Source organism: Salmonella sp. 741265050_HSA (genome assembly GCF_046569445.1).
In the GTDB taxonomy this organism is placed as follows: domain Bacteria; phylum Pseudomonadota; class Gammaproteobacteria; order Enterobacterales; family Enterobacteriaceae; genus Salmonella; species Salmonella enterica.
The window spans coordinates 493,280-511,089 of sequence record NZ_JBKFSV010000001.1 but is presented as its reverse complement, the minus strand read 5'-3'; the positions used below and the strand labels follow the sequence as shown (position 1 = coordinate 511,089).

17 protein-coding genes are annotated in these 17,810 nt (G+C 52.7%); 9 read left to right on the top strand and 8 right to left on the bottom strand.

Annotation, left to right across the window (positions count from 1 at the left end):
• The first annotated feature begins 3 nt into the window (after positions 1-3).
• The 3 genes from osmW to clcB all read left to right on the top strand — a co-directional run bounded on the left by osmW (position 4) and on the right by clcB (position 3,224).
• Positions 4-651 carry an osmoprotectant ABC transporter permease OsmW gene (gene osmW, locus ACLD4F_RS02530; protein ID WP_023218290.1) on the top strand — a complete coding sequence of 216 codons (648 nt, stop codon included), beginning with the start codon at positions 4-6 and terminating at the stop codon, positions 649-651.
• Complete coding sequence (gene osmV, locus ACLD4F_RS02525; protein WP_411010658.1) at positions 651-1,799, top strand: osmoprotectant ABC transporter ATP-binding protein OsmV; 1,149 nt, start codon at positions 651-653, stop codon at positions 1,797-1,799. Before osmW ends, osmV begins: the two co-directional genes overlap by 1 nt.
• A 135-nt stretch (positions 1,800-1,934) precedes the next feature.
• Entirely contained in the window at positions 1,935-3,224 is a 1,290-nt protein-coding gene (gene clcB, locus ACLD4F_RS02520; RefSeq protein ID WP_000554908.1) for a voltage-gated ClC-type chloride channel ClcB, read from the top strand.
• Here clcB and bioD read toward each other — a convergent pair.
• The 3 genes from bioD to ACLD4F_RS02505 form a co-directional block, all read right to left on the bottom strand.
• Positions 3,180-3,875, bottom strand: a complete 696-nt coding sequence (gene bioD, locus ACLD4F_RS02515) for a dethiobiotin synthase (RefSeq protein ID WP_000919206.1) — start codon at positions 3,873-3,875, stop codon at positions 3,180-3,182. The two genes, clcB and bioD, sit on opposite strands and share 45 nt — an antisense overlap.
• A 125-nt stretch (positions 3,876-4,000) precedes the next feature.
• Positions 4,001-5,221, bottom strand: a complete 1,221-nt coding sequence (gene mlc / locus ACLD4F_RS02510; RefSeq protein ID WP_000225094.1) for a sugar metabolism global transcriptional regulator Mlc — start codon at positions 5,219-5,221, stop codon at positions 4,001-4,003.
• A 127-nt stretch (positions 5,222-5,348) separates the two neighbouring features.
• On the bottom strand, positions 5,349-6,248 hold the full coding sequence (locus tag ACLD4F_RS02505; RefSeq protein WP_058109831.1) for a LysR family transcriptional regulator: 900 nt from the start codon (positions 6,246-6,248) through the stop codon (positions 5,349-5,351).
• Positions 6,249-6,367: 119 nt separating this feature from the next.
• Between ACLD4F_RS02505 and ACLD4F_RS02500 the strand changes: the two genes are divergently transcribed.
• Positions 6,368-7,621 (top strand): MFS transporter, encoded by a 1,254-nt coding sequence (locus ACLD4F_RS02500; RefSeq protein WP_000091796.1) that lies wholly within the window; start codon positions 6,368-6,370, stop codon positions 7,619-7,621.
• 66 nt (positions 7,622-7,687) lie between these two features.
• Here ACLD4F_RS02500 and ACLD4F_RS02495 read toward each other — a convergent pair whose 3' ends face one another.
• Complete coding sequence (locus ACLD4F_RS02495) at positions 7,688-7,780, bottom strand: KPN_01571 family protein (RefSeq protein WP_001068154.1); 93 nt, start codon at positions 7,778-7,780, stop codon at positions 7,688-7,690.
• 235 nt (positions 7,781-8,015) lie between these two features.
• On the opposite strand from ACLD4F_RS02495, the gene asr reads away from it, so the two are divergent.
• Positions 8,016-8,264 (top strand): acid resistance repetitive basic protein Asr, encoded by a 249-nt coding sequence (gene asr, locus ACLD4F_RS02490; RefSeq protein ID WP_000756314.1) that lies wholly within the window; start codon positions 8,016-8,018, stop codon positions 8,262-8,264.
• A 268-nt stretch (positions 8,265-8,532) separates the two neighbouring features.
• On the top strand, positions 8,533-9,354 hold the full coding sequence (locus tag ACLD4F_RS02485; protein WP_000549642.1) for a trypsin-like serine peptidase: 822 nt from the start codon (positions 8,533-8,535) through the stop codon (positions 9,352-9,354).
• A gap of 34 nt (positions 9,355-9,388) precedes the next feature.
• Here the strand turns inward: ACLD4F_RS02485 and mdtI are convergent, their stop codons facing one another.
• On the bottom strand, positions 9,389-9,718 hold the full coding sequence (gene mdtI, locus ACLD4F_RS02480; protein ID WP_001183821.1) for a multidrug/spermidine efflux SMR transporter subunit MdtI: 330 nt from the start codon (positions 9,716-9,718) through the stop codon (positions 9,389-9,391).
• Complete coding sequence (gene mdtJ, locus ACLD4F_RS02475; protein ID WP_000500277.1) at positions 9,705-10,067, bottom strand: multidrug/spermidine efflux SMR transporter subunit MdtJ; 363 nt, start codon at positions 10,065-10,067, stop codon at positions 9,705-9,707. Before mdtJ ends, mdtI begins: the two co-directional genes overlap by 14 nt.
• Before the next feature lie 417 nt (positions 10,068-10,484).
• On the opposite strand from mdtJ, the gene ACLD4F_RS02470 reads away from it, so the two are divergent.
• Entirely contained in the window at positions 10,485-11,519 is a 1,035-nt protein-coding gene (locus ACLD4F_RS02470; protein WP_001118268.1) for an AI-2E family transporter, read from the top strand.
• Between the two features lie 174 nt (positions 11,520-11,693).
• Here the strand turns inward: ACLD4F_RS02470 and pntB are convergent, their stop codons facing one another.
• On the bottom strand, positions 11,694-13,082 hold the full coding sequence (gene pntB / locus ACLD4F_RS02465) for a Re/Si-specific NAD(P)(+) transhydrogenase subunit beta (RefSeq protein ID WP_000014056.1): 1,389 nt from the start codon (positions 13,080-13,082) through the stop codon (positions 11,694-11,696).
• Positions 13,083-13,092: 10 nt separating this feature from the next.
• Complete coding sequence (gene pntA, locus ACLD4F_RS02460; RefSeq protein ID WP_079944755.1) at positions 13,093-14,622, bottom strand: Re/Si-specific NAD(P)(+) transhydrogenase subunit alpha; 1,530 nt, start codon at positions 14,620-14,622, stop codon at positions 13,093-13,095.
• Between the two features lie 526 nt (positions 14,623-15,148).
• Between pntA and ydgH the strand changes: the two genes are divergently transcribed.
• Together ydgH and ACLD4F_RS02450 are read left to right on the top strand one after the other, a co-directional pair.
• Complete coding sequence (gene ydgH, locus ACLD4F_RS02455; protein ID WP_058115883.1) at positions 15,149-16,093, top strand: DUF1471 family protein YdgH; 945 nt, start codon at positions 15,149-15,151, stop codon at positions 16,091-16,093.
• Between the two features lie 297 nt (positions 16,094-16,390).
• A complete protein-coding gene (locus ACLD4F_RS02450; RefSeq protein WP_000412353.1) occupies positions 16,391-17,773 on the top strand; it encodes an amino acid permease in 1,383 nt (460 codons plus the stop codon).
• Positions 17,774-17,810: the final 37 nt, after the last annotated feature.

Here is a 17,810-nt window from a genome sequence, read left to right as displayed (position 1 = left end):
CCTATGGATACGATACATTATATGCTGGATAACGCAGGTTATCTCACCAGCCTTACCTTTCAGCATCTCTGGCTGGTCGCGCTGGCCGTCGGTCTGGCGATTATCATCGGCGTACCGTTAGGCGTTTTGATTGTACGCCACAAATGGCTGGCAACGCCGGTATTGGGCGCAGCCACGCTACTTCTTACCATTCCGTCTATCGCGCTGTTTGGGTTAATGATCCCGCTCTTTTCGCTGATCGGGCATGGTATTGGCGTTCTGCCCGCCGTGACGGCTGTTTTTCTCTACTCTTTACTGCCGATTGTCCGTAATACCCATACTGCGCTTGATAGTTTGCCGCCCGGTCTGCGTGAAGCGGGACGCGGCATCGGTATGACTTTCTGGCAACGGCTGCGCTGGGTCGAAATCCCAATGGCCCTACCGGTTATTTTCGGGGGTATCCGCACCGCGGTAGTGATGAATATCGGCGTGATGGCGATTGCCGCGGTGATCGGCGCTGGCGGTCTGGGGCTGCTACTGTTAAACGGCATTAGCGGCAGCGATATTCGCATGTTAATTGCCGGCGCGCTGATGATCTGTCTACTGGCAATTGTACTTGACTGGCTGTTGCATCGTCTGCAAGTCGTACTGACACCTAAGGGGATACGATAATGATAAAACTGGAAAATCTCACCAAACAATTTGTACAGAAAAAGGGTCAGCCGCTAAAAGCCGTCGACAACGTCAACCTGAACGTGCCGGAAGGCGAAATGTGCGTCTTACTCGGTCCCTCCGGCTGCGGCAAAACCACCACGTTAAAGATGATCAACCGGCTGATCGCGCCCAGCAGCGGTAATATTCTTATCAACGGCGAGAATACCAACGATATGGATACGGTAACGCTACGCCGCAATATTGGGTATGTTATCCAACAGATCGGCCTGTTTCCTAATATGACGATTGAAGAAAATATTACCGTTGTGCCGCGCATGTTGGGTTGGGACAAAGCACGCTGCAAGCAACGCGCCGAAGAGTTGATGGACATGGTGGCGCTGGATGCCAGAAAATTTCTGCATCGCTATCCAAAGGAGATGTCCGGGGGACAGCAACAGCGTATTGGCGTGATCCGCGCTCTGGCCGCCGATCCGCCGGTACTGCTGATGGATGAGCCCTTCGGCGCGGTGGACCCCATTAACCGCGAAGTGATCCAGAACCAGTTTCTGGATATGCAGCGTAAGCTAAAAAAGACCGTGATGCTGGTCAGCCATGATATCGACGAAGCGCTAAAGCTCGGCGACCGTATCGCCGTGTTCCGTCAGGGGCGAATTGTACAGTGCGCCAGTCCTGATGAACTGCTGGCCAAACCGGCTAACGAGTTTGTCGGGTCGTTTGTCGGTCAGGACAGAACGTTAAAGCGTTTGCTACTGGTCTCCGCAGGCGATGTGACCGACCAACAGCCAACCATTACCGCGCGGCCTTCCACGCCGTTAAGCGAGGCGTTCGGCATTATGGATGATCACGATATTCGCGCCATTACCGTCATTGACAACGACGGTAAGCCACTGGGATTTGTGAAGCGACGGGAAGCGCGGAAAGCCAGCGGAATCTGCGCCGATATCACCCATCCTTTCCGTATTACGGGCAAAGCGGAAGATAACCTGCGTATTGTGCTGTCCAGATTGTACGAAAGTAATACCAGCTGGATGCCGATCGTTGATGAAGACGGACGCTATAACGGTGAAATCTCTCAGGATTACATCGCCGACTATCTCAGCTCAGGCCGCACACGTCGGGCGCTAAATATTCACGAAAACAGCTAACGCTGCCGCCGGATGGCCTCTCGCTATCCGGCAATATCATTATTGTACGCAATATTATATCGCACATAGTGCTTTTGCGTCTGACGCCATTTCCCCGCAGAATAGGCTATCCTGAAACTCCCTGTTTACCTGCTCATGCATCGTTTACACGCTTACCCGGATCTGCGCGCGATGTTTCGTCGCCTGCTGATCGCTACGCTCATTGGTATTCTCGCGGCGCTGGCTGTCGCCGCCTTCCGTCATGCGATGCAATTGCTGGAGTGGATTTTCCTGAGTAATGACACCGGCAGTCTGGTGAATGCGGCTGAGGGGCTTTCGCCCTGGCGACGGCTGATTACGCCGGCGCTTGGCGGCCTGGCCGCTGGTCTGTTGCTGTGGGGGTGGCAAAAAATGAACCAACAGCGCCCCCATGCGCCCACTGACTATATGGAAGCATTGCAAACCGACGGGCAATTTGACGTTGGCGCCAGTCTGGTGAAATCGCTGGCCTCGCTGCTGGTCGTGGTCAGCGGCAGCGCAATTGGTCGCGAAGGCGCAATGATCCTCCTCGCCGCGCTGGCGGCATCCAGCTTTGCCCGACGCTTCACGCCGCGTGAGGAATGGAAATTATGGATCGCCAGCGGCGCCGCTGCGGGCATGGCGGGCGCTTACCATGCGCCGCTGGCGGGCAGCCTGTTTATCGCGGAGATCCTGTTCGGTACCTTAATGCTGGCTTCCCTCGGCCCGGTTGTCGTTTCCGCCGTCGTCGCCCTGCTAACCACCCATGTATTAAACGGTAGCGATTCACTACTCTATACCGTACATCTGACCGTTGATCTCCACGCGCGGGAGTACGTCATGATAGTCAGTACTGGCCTGGTCGCCGGTCTGTGCGGCCCATTGCTGATGTGGCTGATGACAGCCAGCCATAATAGTTTCTTACGTTTAAAACTGTCGCCGCCCTGGCAACTGGCGTTGGGCGGGCTTATTGTCGGATTACTGTCGTTACTCACGCCCACGGTATGGGGAAACGGCTATAGCGTCGTACAATCATTTCTGCTCTCCCCACCGCTATTCTCGCTGATTGGCGGAATTTTTGCGTGCAAAATCCTGGCGGTGCTCGCCAGCAGCGGGTCTGGCGCGCCGGGCGGCGTCTTTACGCCAACATTATTTGTCGGATTATCCATTGGAATGTTTCTGGGTCGGATATGGGGATTCTGGCTGCCAGGCTCGGATGAAATAGCGATTTTATTGGGGCTGGCGGGTATGGCGACGCTACTGGCGGCGACAACCCATGCGCCGATAATGTCCACCCTGATGATTTGTGAAATGACCGGCGAGTATCAGTTACTCCCCGGTCTGCTGATTGCCTGTGTAGTCGCGTCAGTGCTCTCGCGAACATTACGCCATGATTCTATCTACCGCCAGCACGCTGCCGAGCATTGACAAACGAATATACTGCCCCAGCTCACGCTGCTCGGCGCGCGGCAGGTACGGTAACTCGCCAATCAGCGGCGCTGGCAGTTTTTTCCCAAGCACATCAATAATTTCAGCATAATGCGCCAGCCCAGGATTGATACGATTCGCCACCCAGCCAATTAATGGCAGTCCATCGTTAGCGACAGCTTGCGCAGTCAGTAGCGCATGATTAATGCACCCCTCCTGAATCCCTACCACCATCAATACCGGTAACTGTTCCTGTACCACCCATTCGGACAATGGACGTAAATCATTCATCAAACTACGCCAGCCGCCAGTACCCTCCACAACCACGTGGTCCACTTTATCGCTCAGGCTCGCCAGACCGTTGGACAGCAAGGTGTAATTTATAGGACAGCTATGCGCGACGCTGCTTTCTTCTTCGCTTAACGCGATCGGATTAATCGCCTCATACGGCAACTCCAGCGAAGAGACGCTTTGCAATACCAGAGCGTCTTTGTTGCGCATCCCTTCTGCAGTCTCTTTGCTCCCTTTAGCGACAGGTTTATACCCTGCAACGCTCTTACCACCCGACGCTAACGCTTGTAGTAATGCGCGGGAAACCACCGTCTTCCCAACAGAAGTGTCTGTACCTGTAATAAAGAAACGCTTCAGCATCACTAACTCCACCGTTATGCTTCGAAAATATAAGCCAGGAAAATAATACAGTGGAGAAAGTCTAAGATATGGCAAGGGCAATCAGCTTGAGTTAGCGCAAATTTTTGTACAACAGTTAAAAAATGTTAACCCTGTAATAGACGAATCAACAAAGAGCCGTTATACATCGCGTCTTTTACCAACGCCGCCCCGGCCATCGTGCCCTGGTTGGTAAACTGCGTGCTTTCCACTACCGTATTCCTACTGTAGGCGGGCAGCGCCTGCTGACGGATACTGTCAGCAATGGCCGGAAAAAGGATATCAGCTGCTTTACTTAGCGGCGAACCAATAAGAATTTTTTGCGGATTAAATAAATTCACCATGATAGCCAGAATGCGTCCGACATGCGCGCCAACGCCGCTAATAATATCTTTTGCTAATAGATCTCCCTGCATCGCCGCCTGACACAGTGAATCAACCGTTAACGGCTGGCCGTGCAACATTGAACTCATCGACTGATTAAGCCGAAGCTGCGTAAGTTCCAGCACGCTATCGACGCTGGCGATGGTCTCCAGACAGCCATGATTACCGCAATAACAGCGCTTACCATAAGGATCGACCTGGGTATGCCCAATCTCTACCAGACTGCTACTGCCCGCATGAAGCAAATGACCGTCGGTGATAACGCCCGCCCCCACATTATGATCAATCACCACCTGGATAACGTCGCGCGCGCCGCGTGAGGCGCCAAAAAGCGCCTCTGCCATCGTCCAGGCGCTAATATCATGCTGAATGTAAACCGGTACGCCAGTGTGCCGCTCCAGCGCATCTCCCAAAGGCATCTCTTTGACATCTTCGTAATACGGCATCCGGTGCACAACGCCGTTTTCGGTATCGATAATGCCCGGTAACGTAATGGCAATAGAGGTCAGACGCTCCAGTTTCTGCTGATGGCGGGTAAAAAACCGATCAACGTGCGTAATAATTCGCTCAAGCAACGGCGTGGCTTCGGTTAACGGCAGCGGCAGACACTCTTCTACCACCAGTTTGCTGCTAAGATCGCGTAGCGCAAGGAAAATTTCGCCACGGCTAATACGAATAGATAAATAGTGCCAGGCTTCCGTTTCCACCATCAGCCCGACGGCGGGACGTCCACGACTGCCCGCCTCTTTAATTTCAAGTTCCTGAACCAAATGCGCTTCCAGCATTTCGCGAACAATTTTCGTAATACTGGCAGGCGCCAACTGCGCCAGACGAGACAGGTCAATTCGCGATACCGGTCCGAGCTGATCAATCAGGCGATACACTGCGCCAGCATTGGTCTGCTTAATTTGATCGATATGCCCAGGCTGACTATCAGCAACCACCGCTCACTCCCTTTATTTTCGCGCTCCGAAATAATCTGTGTGCTATGGTGAAACACTTCAATACTCGCCGTCAACTTTTTGCTTAGCCGTGTGATTAACTGCACATTTTCACCCTTTTTAAGCGTAATTAATCCCGTCGGGCAGCCAGTAATAGCAGTTGGCAAAACCGCTGTACGGCATGACTCTGTTCATGATGCTTTGGCCATACCAGCCACATTTCAGATACGGCGTCCTCTTCCGCCAGGGGAACCCAGCACATCTCGCTCATCTGTACACGCTTAAAGGATGCCGGCAGAATCGAGACACCCAGCCCCGCCGCCACCAGACCGATAATGGTCATTGCCTCGCCAACCTCCTGCGTGATGGTCGGCGACAGGTTATAGCGCCGCATCAGGCCGAGAATATCGTCGTAGAGGCCCGTCCCGACATGCGGATCGAAAAAGACGAAAGGTTCTTCCGCCAGTTCTGTCAGACTGACGACCGGCTTTTGCGCCAGTCGATGTTCGCGCGGGATCATGGCCATAAGCGGCTCATGCAAAATCACCTCGCGATTAAGTGTGTCGGGCAGCGGCGTATTCCGCAGCAAGCCAATATCCAGTACGCCTTCGTTGAGCGGCGCGATTTGCTCACGCGTATTCATTTCACGCGTTTGCATATGCACCCCCGGATAGGACTGGCGGAACAGCGAAAAGGTATGCGATACCGCCCGAATAAAAGGCGCTGAAGACGTAAAGCCAATACGGATTTCACCCGCTTCGCCCTGATGCAACCGCTCGGCGCGAGCGGCGGCGTCGTTTACCAGACTCAGGATGTGTCGGCTATCCACCAGAAACTGTCGCCCGGCGGCGGTTAACGCTACGCTGCGGTTGGTCCGCGCCAGTAATCGCGCGCCGACCTGCTGCTCCAGAATTTGTATCTGCTGACTCAACGGCGGCTGCGAGATATTGAGGCGCGCGGCGGCGCGACCAAAATGCAGCTCTTCTGCTACCGCCACAAAGTAACGTAAATGACGTAATTCGATATTCATATTTTTAACGTCTTATTTGAGACAATTAATATATTAGACAGAATATTTTGCTTTTTCTATGCTTTACATGTCGGTTATACCCGTCTCCTGTTGACGGAGATGTAAAGCAAGGATTTAACGTGAGTCGTACAACTATTCTCGATGACGCCACGGCGAGCGATATCGATGAACAACGCCATTCTCAGCCGGTTCAATTTATTAAACGCGGTACAGCGCCTTTCATGCGCGTCACGCTGGCCCTTTTTTCCGCGGGCCTGGCGACTTTCGCGCTCCTTTATTGCGTTCAGCCTATACTACCGGTACTTTCCCAGGAGTTTGGCGTCTCCCCCGCCAGCAGCAGCGTTTCACTTTCTATTTCTACCGCCATGCTGGCTATCGGCTTACTTTTTACCGGCCCGCTTTCTGATGCGATAGGCCGTAAACCGGTGATGGTCACCGCGTTGTTATTAGCTTCCTGCTGCACATTGTTATCAACCATGATGACCAGCTGGCATGGTATTCTGATTATGCGTGCGCTGATCGGTCTGTCGTTAAGCGGCGTCGCCGCGGTGGGAATGACCTACCTGAGTGAAGAAATCCATCCCAGCTTTGTCGCTTTCTCCATGGGGCTCTATATTAGCGGTAATTCCATCGGCGGGATGAGCGGGCGTTTATTAAGCGGCGTCATGACCGACTTTTTTAACTGGCGCATCGCGCTGGCGGCCATCGGATGCTTTGCGCTTGCGTCCGCGCTGATGTTCTGGAAGATTTTACCCGCCTCGCAACATTTCCGTCCCACGTCGCTACGGCCTAAAACGCTATTTATTAATTTCCGTCTCCACTGGCGCGATCGGGGGTTACCTCTGCTGTTTGCAGAAGGTTTTTTACTGATGGGCGCGTTCGTCACCCTGTTTAACTACATTGGTTATCGCCTGATGCTCTCCCCCTGGGAATTAAGCCAGGCCGTGGTCGGACTGTTATCCGTAGCCTATCTCACCGGCACATGGAGCTCGCCGAAAGCTGGCGCCATGACCTCACGCTATGGCCGGGGGCCGGTGATGCTGTTCTCTACCGCAGTAATGCTGGGCGGGCTTTTACTGACGCTTTTTACCTCGCTTTGGCTGATTTTTGCCGGGATGCTGCTTTTTTCCGCCGGCTTTTTCGCCGCGCACTCCGTGGCCAGTAGTTGGATTGGCCCGCGTGCGCGCCGGGCGAAGGGACAAGCCTCGTCACTTTATCTTTTCAGCTATTATCTGGGGTCCAGTATCGCCGGGACGCTAGGCGGCGTATTCTGGCATAGTTACGGCTGGAACGGCGTAGGCGGTTTTATCGCGCTAATGCTGGTGCTGGCCATCCTGGTCGGGACGCGGTTACATCATCGTCTTCACGCCTGAAAAGAAATAATCCGGCGATAGCAACGTGCGCTATCGCCGGGCTGGTTTCACGCCACGACTCACTGTTCACCATAGACCTGTCAGGCTTGATACGCCCATAACTTCTCTGATTGCATCCAGCGCCAGAAGCGTAAATACCACCCAGATTATCGGATTCATATACGGTGTGCCTGTTATTCTGGAGGGCGGATATTACCGACTCTGCGACCAAAAATAACGGCCGGTAACGTAAAGCTACCTATTATGGTGGGGGCTTACATCGCGTTACCGGGGGATTGTACATAGCGTTACATGCCGAAACCAATCACTCACGGAAGCCTTTTGATAACAGCGATATAGTCATTTCACCGGCCCCGCAGTGGGGTTGAATGAAAACCAAATCGAGGGTATCAAAATGAAAAAAGTATTAGCTCTGGTTGTTGCCGCTGCAATGGGTCTCTCTTCCGCAGCATTCGCGGCTGAGACTGCAACGCCTGCGAAAACCGCAGCGCCTGCCAAAACAACCCAGACCACCCAGCACCACAAAAAACAGCATAAAAAAACCGTTGAGCAAAAAGCGCAGGCGGCTAAAAAGCACCAGAAAAAAGGTGGTAAAGCGCCAGCCAAAACCACGTCAAAACCAACTACTCAACCGGCTGCGTAAGTCGTAACATGCTGCGGCGCGCCCCCGCGCCCGTTTTTACGGCGCTAAATTGTTCTGGTTTAGCGCCGCCTTCCGGGAGGGCAAAAAAGTGTCTCGCTACCGCTTTGAGCTCATTCTTATCGTGCTTATTTTATGCGCCGTTATTGCCACGCATTTCTATCTTTCCTGAGTGTAGTTATCTGATTTTACTCCCACTTTCTTACCGTCACGTCTATAGTAGTACTGAGGGTTTGTTGTTAATAATCATAATTACCCACCAGAGTGTGATATGCATAAAACCATTGCTGTATTACTGGGCATAGTGTGTTTTTTACCGGTTATGGCGAAAGCCGGGGGGGCTGAAACAGACGCCACGGATGCCAGCGACGTTAAAACGCTTTTTTTTAACCATGACGATCGGGTGCCCGTCGCCGATCCTACCCAATCGCCGTGGGATGCCATCGGGCAACTAGAGACCGCCAGCGGTAATTTGTGTACGGCAACGCTTATCTCCCCGCATATCGCCCTGACAGCAGGTCACTGCCTGCTAACGCCACCGAAAGGAAAACCAGACAAGGCGGTTGCGCTGCGTTTTGTGGCGCGAAAAGGAGTATGGCGCTATGAAATCCACGGCATTGAAGGCCGCGTTGAACCGTCGCTGGGCCGACGTCTGAAAGCGGATGGCGATGGCTGGATTGTGCCGCCTGCCGCGGCAAGCTGGGATTTTGGTCTGGTAATATTGCGCTACCCACCTTCCGGTATCACGCCAGTGCCTTTATTTACCGGCGATAAAGCGGCGCTCACTGCGGCGTTGAAAGCCGCAGACCGAAAAGTCACGCAGTCCGGTTATCCGGAAGATCATCTGAATGCGCTTTATTCCCATCAGGATTGCGTCGTGACCGGCTGGGCGCAGAATGCCGTACTCTCACACCAGTGCGACACGTTACCTGGCGACAGCGGCTCGCCTCTCTTATTGCACACGGATAGCGGATGGCAGCTCATTGGCGTACAAAGCTCCGCTCCTGCGGCTAAAGATCGCTGGCGCGCCGATAACCGCGCCATATCCGTCACCGGCTTTCGCGATAAGCTGAAAGCTCTGGCGCAGGATTAATGCGGGAATCGCTGCCTGACCGGCAGCGATCGTCTCAGGCAAATTTGATCATGACCATTCCGGCGAGCAGCAATATCACGCCAACCCAGCCTTTGGGATTTAAGCGCTGGCCGAAGAGCACCCAGCCCGCCGCCAGCGTGGCGGCAATACCAAAACCGCCCCATAGCGCATACGCCACCGACAGGTCTATCCCTTTAACCGCCTGGGAAAGCGCGCTGAAGGCGGCCAGAACAGCGGCAAGCGATAAGATGCCATAGCATTTACGGCGAAAGCCGTCCGAAAATTTCAACAGTACGTTAGCCGCGATTTCCAGCATTATTGCCAGCCCAAGCCAGGCGCCGTGTATCCATTCAAATTGTTGCACGAGCCGCCTCCTTCACCGGTTTGCCGGGTTTACGCGTCCCTGATTTGATCAATACGATGCCGGCGACCAGCGTCAGCAAGCCGGCAATCTTCATGGTTGATAATGCTTCATCAAATAGCAGCACGCTAAAAATGGTAATAAATAAAATGCCGATCCCTTCCCATAAGGCATACGCTACACCCAGGGCAATCTTTTTTACCGCAAAAGAAAGAAATATATATGACAGCGTGATCATCACCAGCATTAAAATAAAACCCGCATTGCCATTACCCACGCTAGCCCATTTCATTGAGAGCGTGCCGGTAATTTCAGTCGCGATAGCCAGAGCTAATAAAATCCAGTAAAACATGACACTTCTCCTGCATGAGAATATACTCTTTCGAGTCTGCTGCACGCAGCAAACTAAAAAATAAAATCAGTTAGCACAGCGCATTGCGCCAGCTCAGGCAGAAGTGAGAGACTAAAGTGCGTTACGCCAGTGCTGCTCGCCGATAAGCAGGAAAAAGGAGGTAGAGTGAAGATGCGTTTGCGTGGAGAAAAAAGCGCTGAACATATTGTCCATAATATTACAATTATCCGCAGTGTTGCTTCTCGTCATCGCGGATGATAATTGTCCTCGGTAGTTGAACACGCCTGATTTGTATCATAAGCCAGGAATTAACTCAAAATATTTTCACTTCTTTACCTGAAGTGTTTGATTTTAACCAGAACAGGTCGACCGACATCACATTATTATTCGAGTCGGCATCAGAAAACAGGGACTGATATGGCAAAACCGATCATCACGCTCAATGGTCTAAAAATCGTCATTATGCTGGGAATGCTGGTGGTTATTCTGAGCGGTATCCGCTTCGCCGCAGATATCATTGTTCCCTTTATTTTGGCGTTATTTATTGCAGTCGTTCTCAATCCCGTTGTGCAACGGATGACCCGATGCCGAATTCCGCGCGTTATCGCCGTATCATTGCTCATTGTGATTATTGTTATGTTAATGGTACTGCTACTGGCCTATTTGGGGACATCATTAAATGAACTGGCTCGTACCCTACCGCAATATCGCTCCTCATTGGTGATACCGTTGCAACGTATTGAACCGTGGTTACAGCGAGCAGGCATTGGCGTGTCGGTTGATGAGCTGGCGAAATATATCGATCCAAACGCCGCCATGACTCTGGTAACGAACCTGCTCACCCAGCTGTCCAATGCCATGTCGTCCATCTTTTTATTGTTATTGACCGTGGTATTTATGCTGCTGGAGGTTCCACAATTGCCTGAAAAACTGCAGCAGATGATGAGCCGTCCGGTGGAAGGCATGGCGGCAATTCAACGCGCGCTTGATAGCGTTTCCCATTATCTGGTGTTAAAAACAGCGATCAGTATCGTGACGGGGCTGGTCGCATGGGGCATGCTGGCCGCGCTGGATGTCCGCTTCGCCTTTGTCTGGGGTCTACTGGCCTTCGCGCTGAACTATATTCCTAATATTGGATCGGTGCTCGCTGCCCTGCCGCCCATTATTCAAGTGCTGGTATTTAACGGGTTTTATGATGCGCTGCTGGTGCTGGCAGGCTATCTGCTGATTAATCTGGTCTTCGGCAATATCCTTGAGCCACGAATCATGGGACGTGGTTTAGGCCTTTCAACCTTAGTGGTATTTTTGTCGTTAATTTTCTGGGGCTGGCTATTAGGTCCGGTGGGTATGTTGCTCTCCGTTCCGTTAACCATCATTGTCAAAATCGCCCTCGAACAGACCACCGGCGGGCAGAGTATCGCCGTTCTGCTTAGCGATTTAAACAAAAGATAAAATGCAATACATACACAAAATCATTCAAGATGCCTCGCGGCGGCAAGGGAAGAAATCCCCGGGAGCATAGATAACGATGTGACCGGGTTTTCTGAGCGCAGCCAACAAAGAGGCAGCTTAAAGGATGAAGTGTATAAAAACGGCCTCCGAAGAGGCCGCCGCACGTTTAAAAGATTAAAGCGCTTTCAGAATTGCATCCACGCTGGCTTTGGCATCGCCAAACAGCATTTGCGTATTCTCTTTAAAGAACAGCGGGTTCTGCACACCAGCATAACCAGTATTCATTGAACGCTTAAAGACCACGACATTCTGTGCTTTCCACACTTCGAGAACCGGCATACCGGCGATCGGGCTGCGGGGATCGTCTTGCGCCGCCGGGTTCACCGTATCGTTCGCACCAATCACCAGCACGGTATCGGTATCGGCGAAATCATCATTGATTTCGTCCATTTCCAGCACGATGTCATAAGGCACTTTCGCCTCTGCCAACAGCACGTTCATATGCCCCGGCAGGCGACCCGCCACCGGATGAATGCCGAAACGCACGTTGATACCGCGCGCACGCAGTTTTTCGGTGATTTCCGCCACCGGATACTGCGCCTGCGCCACCGCCATCCCGTACCCCGGCGTAATAATGACGGAGTGGGAGTTTTTCAGCATCTCAGCGGTCTCTTCCGCCGTGATTTCGCGATGTTCGCCAGCTTCCTGATCGTCGCCCGTTGAGGAGCCGTCAGTACCGAACCCACCAGCAATAACGCTGATGAAAGAGCGGTTCATCGCTTTACACATAATGTAAGACAGGATCGCGCCTGACGAACCGACCAGCGCGCCGGTCACAATCAGCAAATCGTTGCTCAACATGAAGCCAGCCGCCGCGGCAGCCCAACCGGAATAGGAGTTCAGCATTGAAACAACCACCGGCATGTCCGCCCCACCGATAGAAGCGACCAGATGCCAACCAAACGCCAGCGCGATAATGGTCATCAGCAGCAGCGCCAGAACCTGTAGACCCACGCTTTCGGTACGAACAAAAACCAGCAGCAACAGGAAAGAAACAACCAGCGCCGCCAGGTTCATTTTGTGACGGTTAGGCAACATCAACGGCTTAGAAGAGATTTTGCCGCGCAGTTTACCAAACGCTACGATCGATCCAGTGAAAGTGACTGCGCCAATAAAGATACCGAGGAAGACTTCGGTCAGATGAATATTCACCAGCACCGGCGCCAGACTGGCGTCATGGTACAGATAGCTGTTAAAGCCAACCAGTACCGCCGCCAGGCCCACGAAACTGTGCAGAATCGCGACCAGCTCCGGCATCTCGGTCATCTCAACTTTTTTCGCCATGCGGATGCCAATCGCGCCGCCAATAATCATGGCGACCAGAATCCATGCTACGTTGCCGGTATCCGGCCCGAAAATGGTCGCCAGCAACGCGATCGCCATCCCGGCAATACCGAAGTTATTCCCCTGGCGGGACGTTTCATGCTTTGAAAGCCCGGCAAGACTGAAAATAAACAGGATCGCGGCAACAATGTATGCAGCTGTAACTAATCCTCCAGACATGTGTTACCCCTTAGTTTTTCCGGAACATTTTCAGCATACGCTGAGTCACGGTGAAGCCACCGAAAATATTAATGCTGGCGATAAGCACCGCGATAAAGCTCAGGAAGCTGACCCAGCCGCCCTGACCAATTTGCAATAATGCCCCGACAACAATAATCCCTGAAATTGCGTTGGTCACCGACATTAATGGCGTATGAAGCGCATGAGACACGTTCCACACCACGTAATAACCAACCACGCAGGCGAGCGCAAACACGGTAAAATGGCCGAGGAACTCTTTTGGCGCGACATCGGCCAGCCAGCCAAAAAGAATGATCGCCAGCGCCATTAACGCATACTTCCGCCAGGGTGAAGCGGGCTTTTCCGGCTCTTTTGGCGCAGGTGCTGCTTTAGGCGCGGCCTGTGGCTGCGCGGAAACCTGGATTGGCGGCGCAGGCCAGGTAATGTCGCCGTCGCGAATCACCGTCACGCCACGGATCACGACATCGTCAAAATCCACGTTAATATTGCCGTCTTTCTCTTTGCACAGCAGCTTCAGCAGGTTAACCAGGTTGGTGCCATAAAGCTGGGATGACTGCGTCGGCAAACGCCCCGGTAGATCGGTGTAGCCAATCACTTTCACGCCATTGTCCGTCGTCACAACCTGATTGGCGACGGTATATTCGCAGTTACCGCCATTCTGCGCGGCCAGGTCGACAATCACGCTGCCGGCCTTCATAGAATCGACCATATCGCGGGTAATCAGCTTCGGCGCAGGTTTGCCCGGAATCAACGCGGTGGTAACAATGATATCTACTTCTTTGGCCTGGGCGGCAAAGAGCGCCATTTCCGCTTTGATAAACGCCTCGGACATCACTTTGGCGTAACCATCGCCGCTACCGGCTTCCTCTTTAAAATCCAGTTCGAGGAACTCAGCCCCCATACTCTGGACCTGCTCTTTGACTTCAGGACGAGTGTCAAACGCGCGGACAATCGCCCCCAGGCTGTTTGCCGCGCCGATAGCCGCAAGACCGGCTACGCCCGCGCCAATCACCATCACCTTCGCCGGCGGCACTTTCCCGGCGGCAGTGATTTGGCCGGTAAAGAAGCGCCCAAATTCATGCGCGGCCTCTACAATAGCGCGATAACCCGCGATATTCGCCATTGAGCTTAACGCGTCGAGCGATTGCGCGCGGGAAATACGCGGCACGGAGTCCATCGCCATCACCGTAACCTTACGTTCGGCAAGTTTCTCCATTAACCCAGGATTTTGCGCAGGCCAGATAAAACTGACCAGCGTAGTCCCGGGGTTCAGTAAAGCGATTTCCTCTTCTTCAGGCGCATTAACCTTGAGAATAATTTCCGACTGCCAGATAGCATTGCCGTCTACAATATCCGCGCCAGCCTGCGCAAACGCTTTGTCGTCAAAACTTGCCAGTTGACCCGCCCCGCTTTCGATAGCGACGCTAAACCCCAGCTTCAGTAGCTGCTCTACCGTTTTCGGCGTCGCAGCGACACGGGTTTCATTGGGTAACCGCTCTTTTGGTATGCCAATTCGCATAAATGTTCCCTTCCATCGGTATTTTTGATGATGGTTTGTCAGTAAGCGCGAGAAGCGTACGCCTGCCCGCGTTTGAGGTAAATGTTACCCCAGCAGAATAAAACCGTTACAAACTCTCTATAACCTACTGAAAATAACGCCTGTGATCTAGCGCCAAAAAACAGAATTTTTTATCAAATTTGCAAAACATGAACGATTCAGCCGCTAAGCAGCCATAATGCCTTGAAAATGGCCTGCGAGGGCTGATAATTCGCTCAAATTTGACAGTAAAACATCATTAAACCTCTGTCGATATCAAGAAATTAACATTAAATTAACTTATTAAATTCATGCGCTTCATGAGCTTAGCCGCCCGGACGCCGTTTTTTTCGACATATCGGTAAATGTTATCATCAAAGATAGGATACATGACACGATGCGTGAAAAATCCCGCAGACATCCATATGGTTTAAATGCAATAATCAGCCACGTTTCTAGTCAATAACAATACCAGTACCTGGTTTGCGCAAGGCGAAGGATTATTTTTATGAAGCTTAAGAACACTCTCCTGGCGTCGGCTCTGCTTTCTGCGGCTGCTTTTTCTGTCCATGCAGCAACAGAACTGACGCCGGAGCAAGCGGCTGCACTAAAACCTTATGACCGCATCGTTATTACCGGTCGTTTTAATGCTATTGGCGATGCGGTCTCCGCCGTGTCCCGCCGCGCAGATAAAGAAGGCGCAGCCTCCTTCTATGTTGTCGACACCTCGGAGTTCGGCAACAGTGGTAACTGGCGTGTTGTGGCGGACGTGTATAAAGCCGACGCGCCGAAAGCCGAAGCGCCCAAAAATCGTGTCATTAATGGCATCGTGGAATTACCGAAAGACCAGGCCGTACAATTAGAACCGTATGACACCGTCACCGTTCAGGGCTTCTACCGTAGCCAGCCGGAAGTTAACGATGCCATTACGAAAGCGGCGAAACAGAAAGACGCATACGCTTTCTATATTGTTCGTCAGGTGGATGCGAATCAGGGCGGAAACCAGCGCATCACTGCATTTATCTATAAACAAGATGCGAAAAAACGCATCGTCCAGAGCCCGGACGCTATTCCGGCAGACTCTGAAGCTGGCCGCGCCGCGCTGGCTCAGGGCGGCGAAGCTGCGAAGAAAGTCGAAATTCCAGGCGTCGCCACGTCAGCCTCGCCGAGCGCCGAAGTAGGCCGTTTCTTCGAAACGCAATCCACCAAAGGCGGGCGTTACACTGTCACACTTCCGGATGGCACTAAAGTTGAGGAGCTGAATAAAGCGACGGCTGCGATGATGGTGCCTTTCGACAGCGTTAAGTTCACCGGCAACTACGGCAATATGACAGAAATCTCCTACCAGGTCGCCAAACGCGCGGCGAAGAAAGGCGCTAAGTATTATCATATTACGCGTCAGTGGCAGGAGCGCGGCAATAACATCACCATCAGCGCCGACCTCTATAAATAAGGCGCGCGTCGCCATCAGGCTTCTCGCCGGATGGCGGCATACCTGCCTTATCAGGCCTACACGATCGTTCAACGGCAGGCCTGATAAGCCACCATCAGGCACTTTCTCGCGGGATGCCAGTTCCGTCAAATATCGCGATGAATCTCACTTTTCGCTTTTTTGGCGATAAATCTTATCCAGGCCGTTGCATGCGGTCCCTTCTCTCCGTAAAATCCCGCGCCTTAGTGGCTTTCACCATTTTTATGCGTTTTGCCATAATAATTATTCTTCCAATTTCATTTTTATAGCTGGATACCAATGGAAAAAAAACTGGGACTGAGCGCGCTGACCGCGCTGGTTTTAAGCTCAATGCTTGGCGCAGGTGTTTTCAGTCTGCCCCAGAATATGGCCGCCGTTGCCAGTCCGGCTGCGTTGTTAATTGGCTGGGCCATTACCGGCGTGGGGATACTCCTACTGGCATTCGCCATGTTAATCCTTACGCGCATTCGCTCCGAGCTTGACGGCGGTATCTTTACTTACGCCCGCGAAGGCTTCGGCGAACTGATTGGCTTTTGTTCTGCCTGGGGCTATTGGCTGTGCGCGGTCATCGCCAACGTATCCTATTTGGTTATCGTCTTTTCAGCGCTGAGTTTCTTTACCGATACGCCTGCGCTGCGTCTGTTTGGCGACGGTAATACCTGGCAGGCTATTGTTGGCGCTTCAGTCTTGCTCTGGATTGTCCATTTCCTCATCCTGCGCGGCGTACAAACGGCAGCCAGCATCAATCTGGTCGCGACTCTGGCGAAACTGTTGCCGCTCGGCGCGTTTATTGTGCTGGCTATCATGATGTTCAAACTGGATACCTTCACACTGGACTTCACCGGTGTTGAGCTCGGTATTCCCGTATGGGAACAGGTCAAGAACACCATGCTTATTACGCTGTGGGTGTTTATTGGCGTTGAAGGCGCCGTCGTCGTCTCGGCCCGAGCGAAAAATAAACGCGATGTAGGCCGCGCCACGCTACTGGCGGTACTCGCAGCGCTGGGAATATATCTCCTGGTCACGCTGCTTTCTCTTGGCGTTCTTGCGCGTCCGGAACTGGCGGAGATGCGTAACCCGTCGATGGCCGGTCTGATGGTGAAAATGATGGGGCCGTGGGGAGAAATTATTATTGCGGCGGGGCTGATTGTGTCTGTCTGCGGGGCTTATCTAAGCTGGACTATCATGGCGGCGGAGGTACCATTTCTGGCGGCAGCCTATAAATCCTTCCCGGGCATCTTCGCGCGACAAAATGCGCAAGGCGCGCCTTCTGCGTCGTTATGGCTCACCAATATCTGTGTGCAAATCTGTCTGGTGCTGATCTGGCTTACCGGTTCAGACTACAACACGCTATTGACGATTGCGTCAGAAATGATTCTGGTGCCCTACTTTCTGGTCGGCGCATTTCTGCTGAAGATTGCAACGCGTCCCCTCCATCGGGCGGTCGGTATCGGAGCCTGTATTTATGGCTTATGGTTATTATATGCGTCGGGCCCTATGCACCTGCTGCTGTCCGTCGTACTGTACGCGCCTGGATTACTGGTTTTCCTGTATGCGCGTCGGACGCACAAGCATGACAATGTATTAAATCGTCAGGAAGTCGTGCTGATTGGTTTATTGCTGGTCGCGGCGGTTCCGGCTACGTGGATGCTGGTGGGTTAACAACCTCCCCATCGTAATATCCGTCTGTATTACGATG